Annotated in this window: 13 protein-coding genes; 3 read left to right on the plus strand and 10 right to left on the minus strand. The window is 52.5% G+C overall.

What is annotated here, in order from left to right:
* Window positions 1-14 precede the first annotated feature (14 nt).
* From JS578_10215 to JS578_10245, 7 genes are all read right to left on the minus strand, one after another.
* Window positions 15-476 (minus strand): V-type ATP synthase subunit K, encoded by a 462-nt coding sequence (locus JS578_10215; protein ID QRX63240.1) that lies wholly within the window; start codon window positions 474-476, stop codon window positions 15-17.
* A gap of 98 nt (window positions 477-574) precedes the next feature.
* Window positions 575-2389: a V-type ATP synthase subunit I gene (locus tag JS578_10220; protein QRX63241.1), complete on the minus strand. Its 1815-nt coding sequence runs from the start codon at window positions 2387-2389 to the stop codon at window positions 575-577.
* A complete protein-coding gene (locus JS578_10225; protein ID QRX63242.1) occupies window positions 2383-2997 on the minus strand; it encodes a V-type ATP synthase subunit D in 615 nt (204 codons plus the stop codon). Before JS578_10225 ends, JS578_10220 begins: the two co-directional genes overlap by 7 nt.
* Window positions 2997-4310, minus strand: coding sequence for a V-type ATP synthase subunit B (locus JS578_10230; protein QRX63243.1), 1314 nt, complete (start codon window positions 4308-4310; stop codon window positions 2997-2999). The genes JS578_10225 and JS578_10230 overlap by 1 nt, the downstream gene beginning before the upstream one ends.
* Before the next feature lie 66 nt (window positions 4311-4376).
* Window positions 4377-6134: a V-type ATP synthase subunit A gene (locus tag JS578_10235; protein ID QRX63244.1), complete on the minus strand. Its 1758-nt coding sequence runs from the start codon at window positions 6132-6134 to the stop codon at window positions 4377-4379.
* A 25-nt stretch (window positions 6135-6159) separates the two neighbouring features.
* Window positions 6160-7011 (minus strand): DUF2764 family protein, encoded by an 852-nt coding sequence (locus JS578_10240; protein ID QRX63245.1) that lies wholly within the window; start codon window positions 7009-7011, stop codon window positions 6160-6162.
* 43 nt (window positions 7012-7054) lie between these two features.
* A complete protein-coding gene (locus JS578_10245) occupies window positions 7055-7642 on the minus strand; it encodes a hypothetical protein (GenBank protein QRX63246.1) in 588 nt (195 codons plus the stop codon).
* Between the two features lie 248 nt (window positions 7643-7890).
* Between JS578_10245 and JS578_10250 the strand changes: the two genes are divergently transcribed.
* Window positions 7891-9180, plus strand: coding sequence for an MATE family efflux transporter (locus JS578_10250; GenBank protein QRX63247.1), 1290 nt, complete (start codon window positions 7891-7893; stop codon window positions 9178-9180).
* Between the two features lie 119 nt (window positions 9181-9299).
* Complete coding sequence (locus tag JS578_10255) at window positions 9300-10394, plus strand: hypothetical protein (GenBank protein ID QRX63248.1); 1095 nt, start codon at window positions 9300-9302, stop codon at window positions 10392-10394.
* 34 nt (window positions 10395-10428) lie between these two features.
* Here JS578_10255 and JS578_10260 read toward each other — a convergent pair whose 3' ends face one another.
* Genes JS578_10260 through JS578_10270 form a run of 3 tightly spaced genes read right to left on the minus strand, consistent with a single transcriptional unit; the run spans window position 10429 to window position 15941 of the window.
* On the minus strand, window positions 10429-11757 hold the full coding sequence (locus JS578_10260; protein QRX63249.1) for a TolC family protein: 1329 nt from the start codon (window positions 11755-11757) through the stop codon (window positions 10429-10431).
* Window positions 11750-14809, minus strand: a complete 3060-nt coding sequence (locus JS578_10265) for an efflux RND transporter permease subunit (GenBank protein QRX63250.1) — start codon at window positions 14807-14809, stop codon at window positions 11750-11752. The genes JS578_10260 and JS578_10265 overlap by 8 nt, the downstream gene beginning before the upstream one ends.
* A gap of 31 nt (window positions 14810-14840) precedes the next feature.
* Window positions 14841-15941, minus strand: a complete 1101-nt coding sequence (locus tag JS578_10270) for an efflux RND transporter periplasmic adaptor subunit (protein ID QRX63251.1) — start codon at window positions 15939-15941, stop codon at window positions 14841-14843.
* Between the two features lie 285 nt (window positions 15942-16226).
* Here JS578_10270 and JS578_10275 point away from each other — a divergent pair, with 285 nt between their 5' ends.
* Complete coding sequence (locus JS578_10275) at window positions 16227-16928, plus strand: SGNH/GDSL hydrolase family protein (GenBank protein ID QRX63252.1); 702 nt, start codon at window positions 16227-16229, stop codon at window positions 16926-16928.
* The last annotated feature ends 10 nt before the right edge of the window (window positions 16929-16938 follow it).

Consider the following 16938-nt stretch of genomic DNA (forward strand, 5'->3'; position numbering starts at 1 on the left):
TTGTAGTAGCAGATTTAAGCTACGGCGGTACCGATCAGGAAGACGCCGGCCAGTGCCACGATGGCGTATAGTTCGGGGAACACTGCAAGGATAAGTGTGTTGCCGAAGACGTTGTGTCCCTGTCCGATGGCGGCGATGCCGTTGGCACAGACCTGTCCCTGACGAATGGATGAGAAGAGCCCGATCAAACCCAGTGCCAGGCCACCTGCCAGCACCGCTGCCGACTGGATTGAGGAGATCTCGGGAGTCAGCACGCTGAAGATGCTCTGGAACATGAAGTAACCCGCAAAGCCATAGAGACCCTGCGTGCCGGGGAGTGCCGTTAGCACGAGGAAGTTACCGAATTTGCTGCTGTCTTTCTTCAGTGCCCCTACTGCCGCGTTGCCGGCAATGGTTACCCCGTAGGCGCTGCCGATACCCGAGAGGGCGATCATGATTCCGATGCCGATATAGGCAATTAATAAGTTGCTGTCCATGTTGTAAATTGTTATTTATTTGTTTATCTGTTGGTTTCTGAATACTAGGTAGTTTCTTTTATTTTCTTGTTGTCACGTTGCTGTCAAACTTTTCATCTCTACTTTTTAAAAGGTTCGTATCGTTTCCCTCCACCGGTGAATTCCGCATTCTTGTAGAACTCCACGAAGGTGAGTCGCATGGGGTGCACGATCGCACCCAGCACGTTCATGAAGATGTTCATGGCATGGCCGAAGAGGAAGATGATCAGGAAGACCAGCGACCCGGTCACCACGTTGTCCGGCTTCAGACCGAGGGCCAGGCTGTTGAAGACGCTGGCCAGGATGCCTCCCGAGAGACCCAGAGCGAAGAGACGGACATAGGAAAGCACGTCGCCAAGCAATCCGGTTGCCATGTTGTAGGTGTCGTAGAGTCCCAGTCCCAGGTTGAGCAGCGGGTTCTTGCCCGGAGCATTGAAGAAGAGTATCAGGATGGCTGAAGCACCCAACACCGCCATGTGAACCGTTCCCCCCATCGGCATCACGTTTGGTAAAAGTACAGCCATGATCACGCTCAGCAACAGTATGACCCATCCGATGGTGGAGAGGGCGTGCATGAATCCGAATTGACGGATGCGGTTGAAGATCTTCAGGAACATGCCGAAGAGGATCTGTATCACCCCTAGGATCAGGGAGAGCACGAACATCTGCTGATTGTCGAAGTAGACCTGATCCTTCATCTTCTCGAAGAAGGGGATATGGGTCTCGTAAATATTGAAGCCGAAGAACCCACCTGTAAGAAGGCCGCACACCATGGTGGACGCTCCCAGGATCTGCACCAGCCTCATCATCCCCTTCATGGTTTTGCCGATCTTCTTCATGAAGATCATCGCCAGGGTGGAGACCACCAGCAGGAAGGTGCCGTAACCGATATCGCCCAGTGAGAGACCGAAGAAGATCATGTAGAAGGGAGCGAAGAAGGGGGTGAGGTCGATTTCGTTGTACTTCGGCAGCATGTAGAGTTCTGCGATCGGCTCGAAGAGACGGGTGAAGCGGTTGTTGGCAAACATGATGGGGACATCATCTTCCGGTTGTGGCTCCGCCGTCTCATAGTAAGCCTCCTGTGCTTCCAGGTAGGCTGTGATCTCTTGCTCCTTGGCGGCGGGGGCCCACCCTTGCAGCAGCAGCAGCTTCTCATCAGCTACACGGGTGGCGCTGTGAGCCACGCGTGTGAAGAAGATACGGGTGTTCAGCTCTTTTATTGCTGCCTCCAGTGAGGGCAAATCGGCTGTCAACTGCCTGAGAGCCTCTTCTTTCTCGCTGATTCGCTTTTTCAGGGCAACAATCAGCTTGTCGAGCTCCAGCAGCGACAACTCGGGATGCTTCATCTCCTCCAGGTTGAGCTGGTCGGCCAGACCGGTTTCTTTGGTGATGGTGACGAAATAGCTCTTCGAACCCTCGCGGTGGATGATCATGGCGTTGTAGCGCTCCTCCCACTCCGGATTGTATGCTTTATCCGGAACGACGAGAAGGTTGACGTGGTATCCCGCCTCCTCCAGCCGTTCAATGTTTTCCGGGTCAAAATTGCCCCAGGGGCGCAGTGCCTCACGTTCCCGCTGACTCACCTGCAGTTGTTGTGCGAGCGTCGATTTATCGTTCTCAATCTCAGCGATCCGATCGGGGAGAAGCACTCCTTCTTCCACGCTGGCAGTATTGGGGTGCAGGGGCGACTTCTTGTCGGTCACCTTCTCCAGCACCTTTTTGGCTTCGTTCAGTCGGCGTGTCTCTGTCAGGAACTGTTGCAGCTCCTCACTGTCGAGTGCCTTGCGCTCCTGTTCCACCACATGGATCATCCCCAGCTCCCGCAGCTCATGCAGGAAGGTGTTGTAGTCGTTGTGGAAGACCAGGAAACTGAATTTCTTCATTCTTGCTACCATATGCTACCCTCCTCCTCTTTTCTTTTCTCCTGGTGACTACGCATGATCTTCTGCGACGATTTAGAGAGGTTCTCCTCATCTTCCAGGTATCGCTTAATCTTCAGGATTGCCTCCTGATAACCGGGTATCTGCACCTTCTCAAAGAGATTCACCTTCTGGGTGGTCTTCTTACGGGCATATTCGAGCCTTTTCAGTTTGATCTCATTGAAGTCTCTCCGGATACCGATCTCCGCCAGCTCCTCCACGGTTTTCACACCATCAAGGAACCATTTGGGCCGGTTGAAGAGGCTGAATGGTTTGGTCTCGAACAGCACCTTCTCGAGGATGGGGAGGACCACGCCGGCAATTTTTTTTCTGTTGAGCTCCACATCCTTTACCCGTATCAGTGTAGGGTCGAACTCACTCCAGAGGGCTACCATCTTATCGTACGAATGTATTCTCTTTTCCAGTTCCTCGTCCAGCAGTTCGATCTCCTTTTTGGCTTTCTTCACCTCCATACGCAGCGCCGTCTCCTTGTTCTGTAGGGTGGGGAGCGCACGTATCCTCACCTTCAGCTGTTTCTCCAGCTGCTGGCGGGAAGTTTTGTTATATTGAAACCTGATTGCCATCAATGCCAGTATTTATCCACCAATTCCTTCTTCATATTCACTTCACTTGGTTTGAAGTGGGTTGAAAGCAGCTTCCAGGTCTTGTCGAGCATCTCCTCCGTGTCGAGGTTTACATCGATAGCCAGAATGAATTTGGAGTAATCTTTCGCGAATGAAAGGGTGCGCTCATCGTAATCGGTCAGATCGAAACCGTTCTCCATCTTAGTTTTGGCGTTGGCTGCATCGGAGTAGAGACGTACCGCCGCGTTCATCACCTGCGGATGATCCTCTCGGGTCTTCTTACCTTGTACCAGCTGTTTGAGTCGCGATAGCGAGCGGAACGGGTCTACCACCACCTTGCCCACGTCGCTGTCACGCCGCAGGAAGAGCTGCCCCTCGGTGATGTAACCGGTGTTGTCGGGTACCGCGTGGGTAATGTCGCCTCCCGAGAGGGTGGTGACCGCCACGATGGTGATGGATCCTCCGGTGGGGAACTGTGCCGCCTTCTCGTAAATCTTCGCCAGGTCGGAGTATAGCGATCCCGGCATCGAATCCTTCGATGGAATCTGGTCCATACGGTTGGAGACGATTGAAAGCGCATCGGCATAGGAGGTCATGTCGGTGAGCAGCACCAGCACCTTTTCATGCTTCTCCACCGCGAAATACTCGGCGGCGGTAAGTGCCATGTCGGGCACCAGCAATCGCTCTACTGCCGGGTCTTCGGTGGTGTTCATAAAGGAGATGATACGGTCGAGGGCACCGGCGTTGCTGAAGACGTTCTTGAAGAAGAGGTAATCGTCGTTGGTCATCCCCATCCCCCCCAGGATGATCTTGTCTGCCTTGGCGCGCAGCGCCACGGTGGCCATCACCTGGTTAAAAGGTTGGTCCGGGTCGGCAAAGAAGGGTATCTTCTGTCCCGACACCAGCGTGTTGTTGAGGTCGATGCCGGCGATGCCTGTGGCAATCAGCTCGGAGGGCTGTTTTCTTCTCACCGGGTTCACCGATGGGCCCCCGATCGGCCGTTCCTCACCTTCCGGCACGGGACCGCCGTCGATGGGATCGCCGTAGGCGTTGAAGAAGCGTCCTGAGAGTTGTTCTCCCACTTTCAGTGAGGGGGCCTTGCCCATGAAGATCACCTCCGCGTTGGTGGGGATCCCCTCGGTACCTTCAAAGATCTGGAGGGTCACCTCATCGCCGATGATCTTCACCACCTGTGCCAGCTTGCCATTCACCGTTGCCAGTTCATCATACCCTACGTTGGTTGCCTTCACCGAGCAGGTTGCCTTGGTGATCTGGGTGATTTTGGTGTATATTTTCTGAAATGCTTTTGCCATTTTTAATTGAATTGCTGATTTGATAATTAGCTGTTTCGCTGTTCTCCCGGTTGTTTCACCGCTTTTTTATCCGTTGCTTTTCTCGGATACCAGCTCTTTCATCTGCCTGTGATAATCGTTGAACGACTCCGACTGGAACTCGGCATAATTCATCTGTTTGCCGATGTTGATCAGTTCCTTGAAGAAATCGGCCACCTGGTTGAAATGATCGAACTGGAACTCGGTACGACAGATCTCCGTCACCAGGTCCAGGATATGCTTCTGCCGCTCGATGGGGGTGACCGAATCAATCTCGTCGAAGGCATCCTGCTGGAGCACGATGAAGTCGATCAGTTCCGCTTTCCAGAAGGTGGTGTGGTATTCCACCGGCACGCCGTCGTCGCCCAGGATGTTGATTTGTTCGGCAATCTCCTTGCCCCTGAGCAACCTTGTTTTGGCCTCGTTCACCTTCTCTGTCCAGTCGGCAGAGATATGTTCTGCAATAAATTCTTCAAATTCAGGATATTCGATATACTTAGAGTAGGATTCAATAGGGTTGATGGCCGGATAGCGTTTCTTGTCGGCACGATCCTGCTCCAGGGCATAGAAGCAGCGGGCCACCTTCTTGGTGTTTTCTGTCACCGGTTCCTTCAGGTTACCCCCTGCCGGTGAGACGGTGCCGATAAAGGTGATGGATCCCTCCTGACCGTTGTTGAGGGTGACATGTCCCGCGCGGCCGTAGAAGTTGGAGATGATGGCCGAGAGGTCCATCGGGAAGGCGTCAGGTCCGGGCAGCTCTTCCAGACGGTTGCTCATCTCGCGCAGTGCCTGTGCCCAGCGTGAAGTGGAATCAGCCATCAGCAACACCTTGAGTCCCATGGAGCGGTAGTACTCACCGATGGTCATAGCCGTATAGACCGAAGCCTCTCGCGCAGCCACCGGCATGTTGGAGGTGTTTGCCACGATGATGGTACGTTCCATCAGCTTGCGTCCCGTGTGGGGGTCTATCAATTCGGGGAACTCGGTGAAGATCTCCACCACCTCGTTGGCGCGCTCACCACAGGCGGCGATGATCACGATATCGGCTTCCGCCTGTTTCGAGATGGCATGCTGCAACACCGTCTTACCGGTGCCGAAAGCTCCCGGAATGAATCCGGTACCCCCCTCTACGATCGGGTTGAGCGTGTCGATGGAACGGACGCCGGTCTCCAGTAGCTTATAGGGGCGTGGTTTCTCTCTGTAAGCGGTGAGGGGTATCTTCACCGGCCAGCGCTGCACCATGGTGATGTCATGTTCCCGGCCCTCCTGGTCGGTCACCACCGCAATGGTTTTATGGATGTTAAAGGTGCCCTCCTCCACGATGCTCTTGAGGGTGTATTCCTCTTTCATCACGAAAGGAACCATGATCTTGTGCGGCTGGAAGTTTTCATCCACTTCACCCAGCCAGGATCCGCCGGTCACCTTGTCGCCGGGCGCTGCCAGCGGTTTGAACGACCACTCTTTCTCCTCGTCGAGCGGGAAGGTATACTCACCACGTTTCAGGAAGACTCCTTCCATCTTGTCGAGGTCGTTCTCCAAACCGTCCAGGTTGCGTTCCAGCAACCCCGGTCCGAGCACCACCTCCAGCATGTGTCCCTGAAACTCCACCCGGCTGTTGACACGCAGTCCGCGGGTGCTCTCGAACACTTGCACATAGACATTCTTTCCCACCACCTTGATCACCTCCGACATGAGGCGGGTACCGTCGAGATCAATGTAGGCGATCTCGTTTTGGGCTACCGGTCCGTCCACTTCGACGATGACCAGGTTGGCAATGATTCCTTTTACTGTTCCTTTTGTTAACATATATGGTTGTTGTTGTTTGTCGTTGTCAGATATCATCCGGCATCTCCACCCCGTTTTTCAGGCTGTCGATCAACTTGCGGAATACCTTTTCTCCCTCTTCGGCGTTCAGTTCCACCCATCGCTCCAGAATCTCCAGCTTACAGAGGTAGGCAAAGAGATACTCGACATTGAAATAGTCGAGCGCAGTGTGTTCTTCAAGCCAGTCCCAGCGGAACTTATCTAGCTTGCGTTCCCGCTCGAAGAGATCGTTCTCCTCAGAAAGCCGCAGGACGTTGTCAAAGTAGTCCAACTCTTGACCGATACCGAAATCACGGGCGTTGGCATTTTCCCTGATGATGATTGCCAGCGGATTATTTCCCACGACGACCTTATGGATGTCGATCTCATACTTGCGGGCATAGATGGCCGAGAGGATGTTGCCAATGTTGAGGTTCAGTTCAAACCAGTCAGCAATTAGGCTGTTACGGGCTTCCAACCCGTAGTCCATATGGAATGAAGCAATAAGGTCTTCCAGTGTGCGCGCCTCTCCTGCTACCTCCTCATTGAGCCATGCCCTGAGGAATGTTTCATAGTAGGGCGGTGCCAGCTCGTGATCAATGGGATCTCCCTCTTTCACCTTCCCGATGATCTCTTCCATCTCGTCTCGTGAGAAGTTCCCTTCACGGTGCCAGTCACCCTCCTTTCTGTTCAGTATGTGGAAGAGATTGAGGTTGTCGTAGCGAAGGAAGTATCTGCTTAACAGCTTGCTGTCCTCCGGCTTGAGGGCCTCATCGAGCATCTCCCTGAAGGTCTCAACGGTGTATGGCAGCTTGGTGCTGTCGAACGAGAAGTCGGGCAGCCCGGAGATGAAATAGTAATACTGGTTTGTAAAAAGCATAGGTATAAACAAAAAAGGTGGAGGAGCAGAAAAGCTTCCCTTTTTAAAAGAGCAGTTGCCGGATCTGGGGACGCAGGAACTCCTTGAAATAATCGATGAACTCCTCTTCACCGAATCGCATCTTGTACGATCCGTCAGCGGGAGAGAGTGTGAATCCAGTCTTGATGCCGTTCACCGCTTCAATCTTCAATCCTTTCTCAAGAATCTGTTTCAGATTGGAGGCGATATAGGACTCCAGCTCTTCTGGGTGCTCCACACCCACCGTCAGGGTTTCGTTTTCGGACCAGTGGGTTACCAGCTCACCAATCAGTTTTTGCATGAACCCCTTATCCTCCATCGCTGCCTTCACATTCATGGTGGCAAGCTTGTCGGTCAGCAGGTTGATGATCTCTGTCTTGAGTGCTTCTGCCGACTGGGATGCATAGAGTTTCAATTCTGCCTCGGTGTTCTTTTTCAGCTCAGCCTGTTCTTTCTGAGCAGCTGCGATCAGCTGATTTGCTTTTTCCTCAGCCTCTTCCAATATTTTTTTTTCTTTGGCTTTGGCTCCTGCAATGATTCGCTCTGCTTCATCCCTGCCTTTTTCCACCCCTTCGGTGTAGAGTTTTGAGGTGAGTTCCTGAATTTTATCCATATGGTTGTTCCTAAATGTTTTTTTCCTTGTGACCTGTTTTCTGTTATAGATAAACCGCAGTGAGGGTCTGGTTAAAGAAGCCGTCACCGAGGTCTGATTATTTGTAATTAAGGAAGAAGCAAAGTTACAAAAAAATGGTCAATCTCCTCTCTCTCCTCCCAAAAAATGAAACTTTTCACATCGCTAGACTGTTAATTCTCTTTTATGGCTGTTATTGATTAAATTTTCGATTTCTATTTATTTCATCCATGGACAGGAAAATATTCAGACTGGCACTACCCAACATCATCACCAATATCACCGTACCCCTGCTGGGGATGATTGACATGGCGGTGGCCGGACGGCTGGGGTCGGCTGTTTACATTGGTGCAATAGCGCTGGGAGCCAATGTCTTCAATATGATCTACTGGAATTTTGGGTTCCTGCGGATGAGCTCCAGCGGTTTCGCCTCCCAGGCGTATGGCGCCCGTGATCTGGCGGAGGTGATGCACGTGCTGATCCGCACACTGCTCATCGGCCTGGGCATCGGTAGCGTGATCGTGCTGCTGCAATACCCTTTGGGTAGATTTGCATTTGGTCTGATAAAGTCGGGACCGGAAACGGTACATCATGTAGAGAGTTATTTCCGTATCGTGGTGTGGGGCGCACCGGCAGTGCTGGGGATGTATGCCTTTAAAGGATGGTTCATCGGAATGCAGAATGCCCGCATCCCCATGTTCATCGCCATCTTCAACAATGTGCTAAACATCTTGCTGAGTGTTTTCTTTGTCTTCGTGCTGGGGATGAAGATTGAAGGGATTGCCCTGGGTACGCTGCTCTCGCAGCTCATCTCCTTTCTCGTGGCGGCAGGTTTCTGGTGGCGCTACTACCGACGGCTCCGTGTTTATGTGAGGAAGGAGCATCTATGGGAGAGGGGTACCATCAGGCTCTATTTCCGGGTGAATGCTGATGTGTTCGTTCGTACTTTCCTGCTCACCCTGGTCACCACCTTCTTTACCTTTGCCTCCTCGGGTATGGGAGAGACCATCTTGGCGGTCAACGCGTTGCTGATGCAGTTCTTCATGCTTTTCTCCTATTTCATGGATGGCTTTGCTTATGCGGGAGAGGCACTTACCGGCCGCTTCGTGGGAGCGGGAAACAAATATGCACTGAAGCAGATGCTGCGTCGCATCTTTTTCTGGGGTGGGGTGGTGAGCATCACCGCGATGGTAGTCTATACCCTCTTCCCGGAACAGATCCTGCAGATTCTGACCAATGACCGGTCTATCATAGAGGGGGCTGGCGATTATCTCTTCTGGACGCTGTTGATCCCGCTTACCGGCTTCGCTGCCTTCCTGTGGGACGGAATTTACATTGGTGCAACCGCTTCCGCACAGATGCGCAACGCGATGATACTCTCCTCACTCCTGTTTTTTGCCATTTATTTCCTGATGACACCGCTCTGGGGAAACAACGGGCTCTGGCTGGCTTTCATCCTCTACCTCCTTTCACGCGGTCTTACGCAAACCTTATGGGCCAAGAGGGCGTTAAAATTGTAAGATGTTTTCATTCTCCAGTTTTATCGATGGGTACAATGCTTTAATTGTTTAGATTGAATTTTAACTTTCGAAACTTGAATTACGAACATATTCATTTTCTATTTTGACAACCTTCTGATATGCAACAATTTGACAACCTTTCCGAACTGAAATCGTTTCTCAACCGGACAACCGTGGAGGAGATCGCGGTGCAAGCGCTCGACCTGACTGAGATTGAGGAGCAGCTGCTTGCCGTTCGTTTTTCCAAATGCCTCTTTCTGGGCTGTACCCTGTCGGAGAGATTGCTGCATCATCTGCAATCGGACAATTTTATCTTTCCGCTGCTGGATGTACCCTTTCACACCTATCCCAGCAGGCTCTACAACAAAGATTCATTGTACAACGGATTTGATCCCTCTCACCCTGAGACATATCTGGGTACCCTCGACAAGGTGGTATATGACTACTACCGCCGGTCGCGTGAGAAGCAATCGATCAGGGATACGCTGGCACAACGCCTGCACGATCATTCTATCACCGATTCGCTACACGACTATATTTCCAGGTTTGACGAGCGCAAGCTGGTGGCAGTGATGGGAGGCCACAGCATGCTGAGGAGTGAAGCGATCTATTTGCAGGTAGTGCGTCTCTCGAAGATGCTAACCGAGGTGGGGTATCTGATGCTTTCCGGGGGCGGTCCCGGAGCGATGGAGGCAACCCACGTGGGTGCCTGGCTGGCGGGGCGGAGTGAATCGGACATTGAGGAGGCAATGAGGTTGCTCTCTGTTGCGCCGGCCTACGCCGATGAGGAATGGCTGGCATCGGCGTTCCGGGTGATGGAACGTTTTCCCGATCCCCAGTATGAGAGCCTGGGGATCCCTACCTGGCATTACGGGTATGAACTGCCCACTCCATTTGCGACACACATTGCCAAGTATTTCGAGAACAGTGTGCGGGAGGAAGGTTTGCTGGCCTTTGCCAAGGGTGGGGTGATCTTTACCCCCGGCAGTGCGGGAACGATGCAGGAGGTTTTTCAGGATCTCGCGCAGAACCACTATGAGTCGTATGGTTATGCAAGCCCGATGATTTTTCTGAACAGTGCGTTCTGGACGGAACAACGTCCCATCTTCCCCATCATCCGTGAGATGGCAGAGCGGGGAGATCTGATGAACCTGAACCTGGGGTTGTACGACCGGAACGAGGAGGTGCTGGCACATCTCAATCGCTTCGTATAAAGAGATCAGATCGTTGCTTCAGGATCTCAACCCTCTACGGGGTGAGATATTCGTCTACTCTGCCGCTGATCTGCAGCAGGGATATCTCGTAGAGCTTGGTATTGTATTGTGCTGTCAGCAACCGCTGCTCTGCTTCCAGCAGGCTGTTTTGTGCTTCCCTCAACTCCAGACCCGAGAGGTCTCCAATGCGGTAACGTTCCATGGCAATCTCATAATTCAACCTCGCATTCTCCAGGCTCTCCATCTCCAGTTGCGTCAGCTCAATGTTGTTCTGATAGGCCATCCACATGTTGGCGAAATCGCTCTCCAATGCCAACCTGCTTTGTTCCAGCGCCAACTGGCGGTTTTCAACCGAGATCCCCGCATTTTTCTGTTCCCTTCGGCGATTGAAACCATCAAAGAGTGTGTAACCAAGCGTTACCCCCACTGTGGGGCCCCAGTTGCGTTGTCGGTCGAGGGTGCCGCTGTTGTAGTTGTAGTGGGTAAACCCGTAACCGGTATTGAGCCGCAGGTAGGGATAATTTTGACTCTGCCGGTTTTTTAGTTCCAGCTCGCTGAGTGTTTTATTCTTTTCAGCCAGCAACAGCAGGGTGTTGTGCTGCAATGCATCTGTCATGAGTTCTTCTTTTTGCAGAAGTCCGTTACAGTTGATTGTGGTGTCGACAGCTGAAAAAGATTGATTCACATCGCCACCCATCATCTCGTTGAGTCGTATGCGGGAGCTGTGCAGAATCTCGTACTGTTGAATGAGCAGGGAGCTGTCGGCATTGAAATATACTCTAGCCTGTTGCAGATCGAGACGGGAGAGTGAACCCACCTGGTAACGCGCCTCTACGATGCGGAGCCTTTCCTTGGAGAGGGCCACCGCATATTTGAGGTTTCCCAGTCTGATCTGCTGTTGCACATAATTGTAATATTCAGCCGTGAGGTTGGCGATGAAGTTCTCCACTGCCAGCCGGGTGTTGAGTTCTCCCATCGTCTTCAGTTCCTGCAAACGTTTGTAGTTTGTCTGAACAGAGAATCCTTCAAAAAGCGTCCAATTGAGATTCACTCCCGCATCGAGGGTGCCTGTGGAGGCATTGCGCTGTTGTTGAGCAACATCTTCGCCGACAGGGTATTGATCACTGTTGTTGTTGCGCAGGTTGTACCCTGAGTTGAGGGTTACCGAGGGCAGGAATCCGGCGTTGCCCAACGTGACGTTGTTGTGGGAGATCTGCTCTTCGTTGCGCACTATCTGCAGATCATAATTCTTTTCCAATCCTGTTTGAAGGCATTCCTGCAGGTTCATCACCTCTTGTGCCAAGGTGATCGATGGCATCAACAGAAAAAAAATGATCAGGCCAATGGGATATCGTTTATACATCACTTGTACGTTCTTGATTCTTCTTAATTTTCTGGGCTTCGCGGTCTGTGGAGAGATAGATATACATCACCGGAATAACAAACAGGGTGAGCAGGGTTGAGATCAGCAGGCCACCCACCACTGCCGTTCCCATGGCAATACGGCCATTGGCGCCTTCACCGGTGGCTAACATCAGTGGCAGTAAACCCAGCATGGTGGAGATGCTGGTCATCAGGATTGGGCGCAACCGCTGTACGGCTGCTTCGATGATCGCCTTATGCTTGTTTAGTCCCGCCTGCTGTCGCTGGTTGGCGAATTCTACGATCAGGATTCCGTTCTTAGCCACCAGGCCAATCAGCATGATGATGCCAATCTGGCTGTAGATGTTCATCGTTACGCCCGAGATCCACATGAAGAGAAGTGCCCCAAAGAGAGCCATGGGCACGGAGAACATGATGACAAACGGGTCCTTGAAGCTTTCGAACTGAGCCGCCATCACCAGGAAGATCAGCAGGATGGCCAGTCCGAAGGCGAAGAGCAGGCTGGAGGAACTCTCCCTGAAGTTTCTTGATTCCCCTTCCAGTGCGGTGCGGAAGCTGTCGTCCAATACATCAGCCGCGATACGGTCCATCTCTTCCAACCCTTCACCCAGTGAGTAGCCGGGAGCCAATCCCGCGGAGATGGTGGCCGAGTTGAAGCGGTTGTAACGAAATAACTGAGGGGGTGCCACCGACTCTTCCAGTTTCACCAGGTTGTCCATCTGGATCATCTCTCCCGCATTGTTCTTGATATAGATGGTCTTCAGGTCGATTGGTGTATTGCGCTGCTGGCGGTTGATCTCTCCCAGGATCTGGTATTGCTTGCCATTCATGTAGAAGTAACCCATCCGCTGTCCGCTGAGTGCATACTGCAGGGTCTGACCGATGTCGCGGGTACTCACCCCCAGCATCGCTGCCTTGTCGCGGTCGATCAGGATGCGGGTCTCCGGCTTGGTGAACTTGAGGTCCACATCGGCCATCTGAAAGTAGGGGCTGTTACTTACCCGTTCCATGATGGGGGGGATGAATTCCTGTAGTTTCTCGATATTCGGAGCCTGCAGGACATACTGAATCGGCATTCCTGCACGCCGACCGCCGAAGGTGGACTGTTGCTGGACAAAGGCTCGTGCTGCGTTCTCGTTGCGTATCGCAGCTGACAGCTCACCGGCAATCTCCATCTGGCTGCGTTCCCGTTCATTCATGTTGGGCAACACCATGCGCACCATGCTGAAACCGCTGCGGGTGAAGACGATGTTTGATTCTCTCTCCGGTGCGATGGAGTCGGCGATCTCTGAGATGCGATCGGTATAATCTCTGACAAACTCGAAGGTGGCCCCTTCGGGTGCGGAGCTGCGGATCATGATCTGTGAGCGGTCTTCCAGGGGTGCCATCTCAGCCGGAACAATGTTCCAGAACAGGATGATCAGGAGTGTGGAGAGGACCAGTATGGGCAGCACCAGCCATTTGCGGTGGAGGAAGGTGCGCAACATCCGGTCGTAAAAGCGATTCATCCCGACGAAGAATAACTCGGTTTTGTTGTAGAAGCGATTGTGTTTCTCTTTTTTCTTCAACAGCTTGGAAGAGAGCATCGGCACAAACGAGAGAGCCACGAAGGAGGAGATGATCACCGCACCGGAAATGACGATGCTGAACTCTCTGAAGAGGCGACCTGTCATTCCCTCCAGGAAGACGATCGGAAAGAAGATGGCCACCAGGGTGATGGTGGTGGAGAGGACGGCGAAGAAGATCTCTTTGGAGCCTGCGATGGCAGCCTCCTGTGGGTTCATTCCCGCCTCCACCTTCTGGAAGATGTTCTCCGTCACTACGATTGCGTCGTCCACCACCAGACCCACTGCCAGCACCACCGCCAGCATGGAAAGTACGTTGATGGAGAAGCCGGCCAGGTACATCACGAAGAAGATTCCGATCAGCGAGATGGGGATTACCACTGCCGGGATCAGCGTCACCCGCCAGTTGCGAAGGAAGGCAAAGATGATGAGCACCACTAGGATGAAGGCGATGATCACCGTGTTCTGTACTTCTGATATCGATGCCCTGATAAACATGGTATTGTCGAATGCCACATCAAGTATCACATCTTCCGGCAGGTCCTTTTTCATCTGGTCCATGCGGTTGCGGACCTCATCGGCAATCTCAATATGGTTCGCCCCCGGTTGCGGGATGATGACGCAGCTGACCATCGGCACCCCGTTACGGCGGAGGATGGTCTGACGGTTGGCGGCATCCAGCTCGGCATAACCCACATCCCTGAAACGAACAATGCGGAAGTCATCTTCCATCAGGATCAGGTTGTTGAACTCCTCCGGTGTCTGCATCAGGCCCATGGTACGAATCGACTGGGAGATGTGATCTCCTTCGATGTTACCGGCGGGCAGTTCCACGTTCTCCCGGTCGAGTGCACTCTTGACATCCATGGGAGTGATGTTGTATGCAGCCATCCGGATGGGATCGAGCCAGAGACGCATGGAGTAACGATACTCACCCCAGATCTCAACGGCACTTACGTTGGAGATTGTCTGCAGCCGTTCTTTTACCGTGAGTTCGGCGATCTCAGAGAGCTCCAGCAGGGAGCGGGTGGGACTTTGTATGGTGATCTGCATGATCGGGTCGGAGTCGGCATCTGCTTTCGAAACGGTTGGAGGATCGGCATCGCGGGGTAGGTAGCGTTGTGCAACGGAGACTTTGTCGCGCACGTCGTTGGCTGCCGTTTCCATGTCAACACTCAGTTCGAACTCCACGGTGATGCGGGAGCTGCCCTGACTGCTGCGACTCACCAGGGATCGGATGCCCGGGATGCCGTTTATGTTTTGCTCCAGCGGCTCGGTGATCTGGTTTTCGATCACCTCGGCGTTGGCTCCAGGGTAGGAGACATGTACGGTGATGATGGGGTTGTCCACGCTGGGGTACTCCCTTACCGCGAGGTTGGTATAGCCGATGATGCCGAAAATGATGATGATCAGTACCATCACGGTGGCGAGAACCGGTCGTTTGATGCTAAGTTCTGAAAAGTTCATAGGTCTGCGTATCTCCTTGCTCGTTTCATTCTTATTCAGTGCTGTTTGGTACCATCTCCGTAATCCGTACCGGCATGCCGGTACGAAGCTGCATCACTCCCGTCGTGAGGAGGGTATCACCCACCGAGAGACCACTGGTCACCTCTACTGAAGAAGCGGTACGCATGCCGGTGGTGATCTCCACCTCTTTGGCCTTGCCGTTTTCGTAGATGTATGTGATGTCCCGTCCGATCTCCTTCACCGTGGAGATGCTGGGAATTACGATGGCATTTTCGATCTGATCCAGCTTGATGCGGATGGTGGCCGACTGTCCCGGTTTCATCTTCAGGTCACTGTTGGGATATCGCGCCCGCGCGAAGAGGCTGAGCGTTTTTACGTCGAGGCGTGACTCCACCGCATAGACTGATGCTTGATACTCCTGCAGGTCGTTTTCAACCGTGAAGGTGATCTCTGTTCCCGGTTTGATCTTGTTTACAAAATTTTGTGTGAGGGAGAATTCTATCTTCAGTGGTGAGATTTTGGTAAGATTGGCGACCACCACTGAAGGAGAGGCGTAGGCTCCTTCGCTCACCTGCCTCAGTCCGATCATCCCGCTGAAAGGTGCGCGCATCTCTGTCTGCCGGATACGGGCCTTCACCAGCTCGATCTCTGCCTTCAGTGTTTCCAACTGGGTGGAGACCGACTGATAGGTCTCCTGGCTGATGGCATCCTTCTCCAAAAGTGTCTGTTGACGATAGAGACGATCTTCGGCCAGCGGTAACTGAGCCTCCAGCTTCTTCAACTCCGCCTGCAGGGGTGCATCGTTCACCTTTGCGAGTAGCGTTCCCTTTTGTACAAAGCTCCCCTCCCTGAAATTGATGTTGGTGATTTTACCCGATGTCTCAAAGGTGAGATCCACCTCTTCATCGGGGAGCAGGATTCCGGTGATGCGGAAGATGTTCTCCAGCACTTGTGGTTGCAATACGGTGGCATTGACCGCCAGCTGTTGTCTGCCACCGACGGGGCCCACAGGCGATCTGGCTTCGGTTTGTTGTCCGGAAGTGAAGATCTTCCTGATCTTCGGATAGAATGCCATTCCAAGTATCAGCAAAGCGATAGCTGCAAAGAGGATGATCTTTGTTTTCTTATTCATGTAGTATCGAAATCTTTTCCTGTTAGAAGTTTGAATACCGCTGTGAATCTTTGTAAAGGTGTGAACGCACCACTCATCACCCAGTTATAGAGCACATCGGATATTTTCCTTCAAAATTACCCATTTCACAGCTATATCATGTTCCCAGAGGAGTCATTTTTTGTTTTTTTAGCGCTTTATCGACCAATCAGCCATATTTTTCGATGAAACGGTTGATAGGTATGCAAAGAATAACTAATTTTGACACTCCATCATGACCCTATATAAGTTAATCTGTCACATAAAATGAAACATCTGAACAAATTACTCTTGCTGTTGATAACGATGAATGCCATAACCTTATCAATCACAGCCCAGGATTGGGCCAACCTGAACCGTTTCAGGGAGGATAACGCCAAACTCGCTGCTCCCCGAACCTGCGATGATCGGGTCGTCTTCATGGGGAACTCCATCACACAGGGGTGGATAGACATGGTGCCGGAGTTCTTTGCCGGTCGTCACTACATCAACCGTGGCATTGGCGGACAAACAACACCGCAGATGCTGATCCGCTTTCGTCAGGATGTGATACACCTGCAGCCCAAGGTGGTGGTGATCCTTGCCGGTATCAACGACATCGCGGGTAACACGGGGCCTTCCAGCCTGGAGATGATTGAAGATAACCTGCATTCGATGACCGAGCTGGCTCAGGCCAAAGGCATCCAGGTGGTACTCTGTTCGGTGCTGCCGGCAATTGATTTCCCCTGGCGTCCGGGAATGGAGCCTGCTGATAAGGTGGTGGAGTTGAATAAACGAATAGAGTCATATGCCACGTTGAAGGGAGCGGTCTATTGCGACTACTTCACAGCGATGGTTGACGAACACAACGGTTTACCTGAAGAACTCTCGGGTGATGGTGTACATCCCAACGTAGAAGGTTACGCGATCATGGCTCCTATCGTGGAGAAGGCGATAGCCCGTGCCCTGCTGATGTGGAAAGGCAACTGATGTAAAGACA

The sequence above is a fragment of the Dysgonomonadaceae bacterium zrk40 genome (assembly GCA_016916535.1).
In the GTDB taxonomy this organism is placed as follows: Bacteria; Bacteroidota; Bacteroidia; order Bacteroidales; family Dysgonomonadaceae; genus Proteiniphilum.

What these genes read in the sequence shown, in the direction of transcription:
- JS578_10215 (QRX63240.1), bottom strand. Translation starts at nt 476, where the DNA reads ATGGACAGCAACTTATTAATTGCCTATATCGGCATCGGAATCATGATC.
- JS578_10220 (QRX63241.1), bottom strand. Translation starts at nt 2,389, where the DNA reads ATGGTAGCAAGAATGAAGAAATTCAGTTTCCTGGTCTTCCACAACGAC.
- JS578_10225 (QRX63242.1), bottom strand. Translation starts at nt 2,997, where the DNA reads ATGGCAATCAGGTTTCAATATAACAAAACTTCCCGCCAGCAGCTGGAG.
- JS578_10230 (QRX63243.1), bottom strand. Translation starts at nt 4,310, where the DNA reads ATGGCAAAAGCATTTCAGAAAATATACACCAAAATCACCCAGATCACC.
- JS578_10235 (QRX63244.1), bottom strand. Translation starts at nt 6,134, where the DNA reads ATGTTAACAAAAGGAACAGTAAAAGGAATCATTGCCAACCTGGTCATC.
- JS578_10240 (QRX63245.1), bottom strand. Translation starts at nt 7,011, where the DNA reads ATGCTTTTTACAAACCAGTATTACTATTTCATCTCCGGGCTGCCCGAC.
- JS578_10245 (QRX63246.1), bottom strand. Translation starts at nt 7,642, where the DNA reads ATGGATAAAATTCAGGAACTCACCTCAAAACTCTACACCGAAGGGGTG.
- JS578_10250 (QRX63247.1), top strand. Translation starts at nt 7,891, where the DNA reads ATGGACAGGAAAATATTCAGACTGGCACTACCCAACATCATCACCAAT.
- JS578_10255 (QRX63248.1), top strand. Translation starts at nt 9,300, where the DNA reads ATGCAACAATTTGACAACCTTTCCGAACTGAAATCGTTTCTCAACCGG.
- JS578_10260 (QRX63249.1), bottom strand. Translation starts at nt 11,757, where the DNA reads ATGTATAAACGATATCCCATTGGCCTGATCATTTTTTTTCTGTTGATG.
- JS578_10265 (QRX63250.1), bottom strand. Translation starts at nt 14,809, where the DNA reads ATGAACTTTTCAGAACTTAGCATCAAACGACCGGTTCTCGCCACCGTG.
- JS578_10270 (QRX63251.1), bottom strand. Translation starts at nt 15,941, where the DNA reads ATGAATAAGAAAACAAAGATCATCCTCTTTGCAGCTATCGCTTTGCTG.
- JS578_10275 (QRX63252.1), top strand. Translation starts at nt 16,227, where the DNA reads ATGAAACATCTGAACAAATTACTCTTGCTGTTGATAACGATGAATGCC.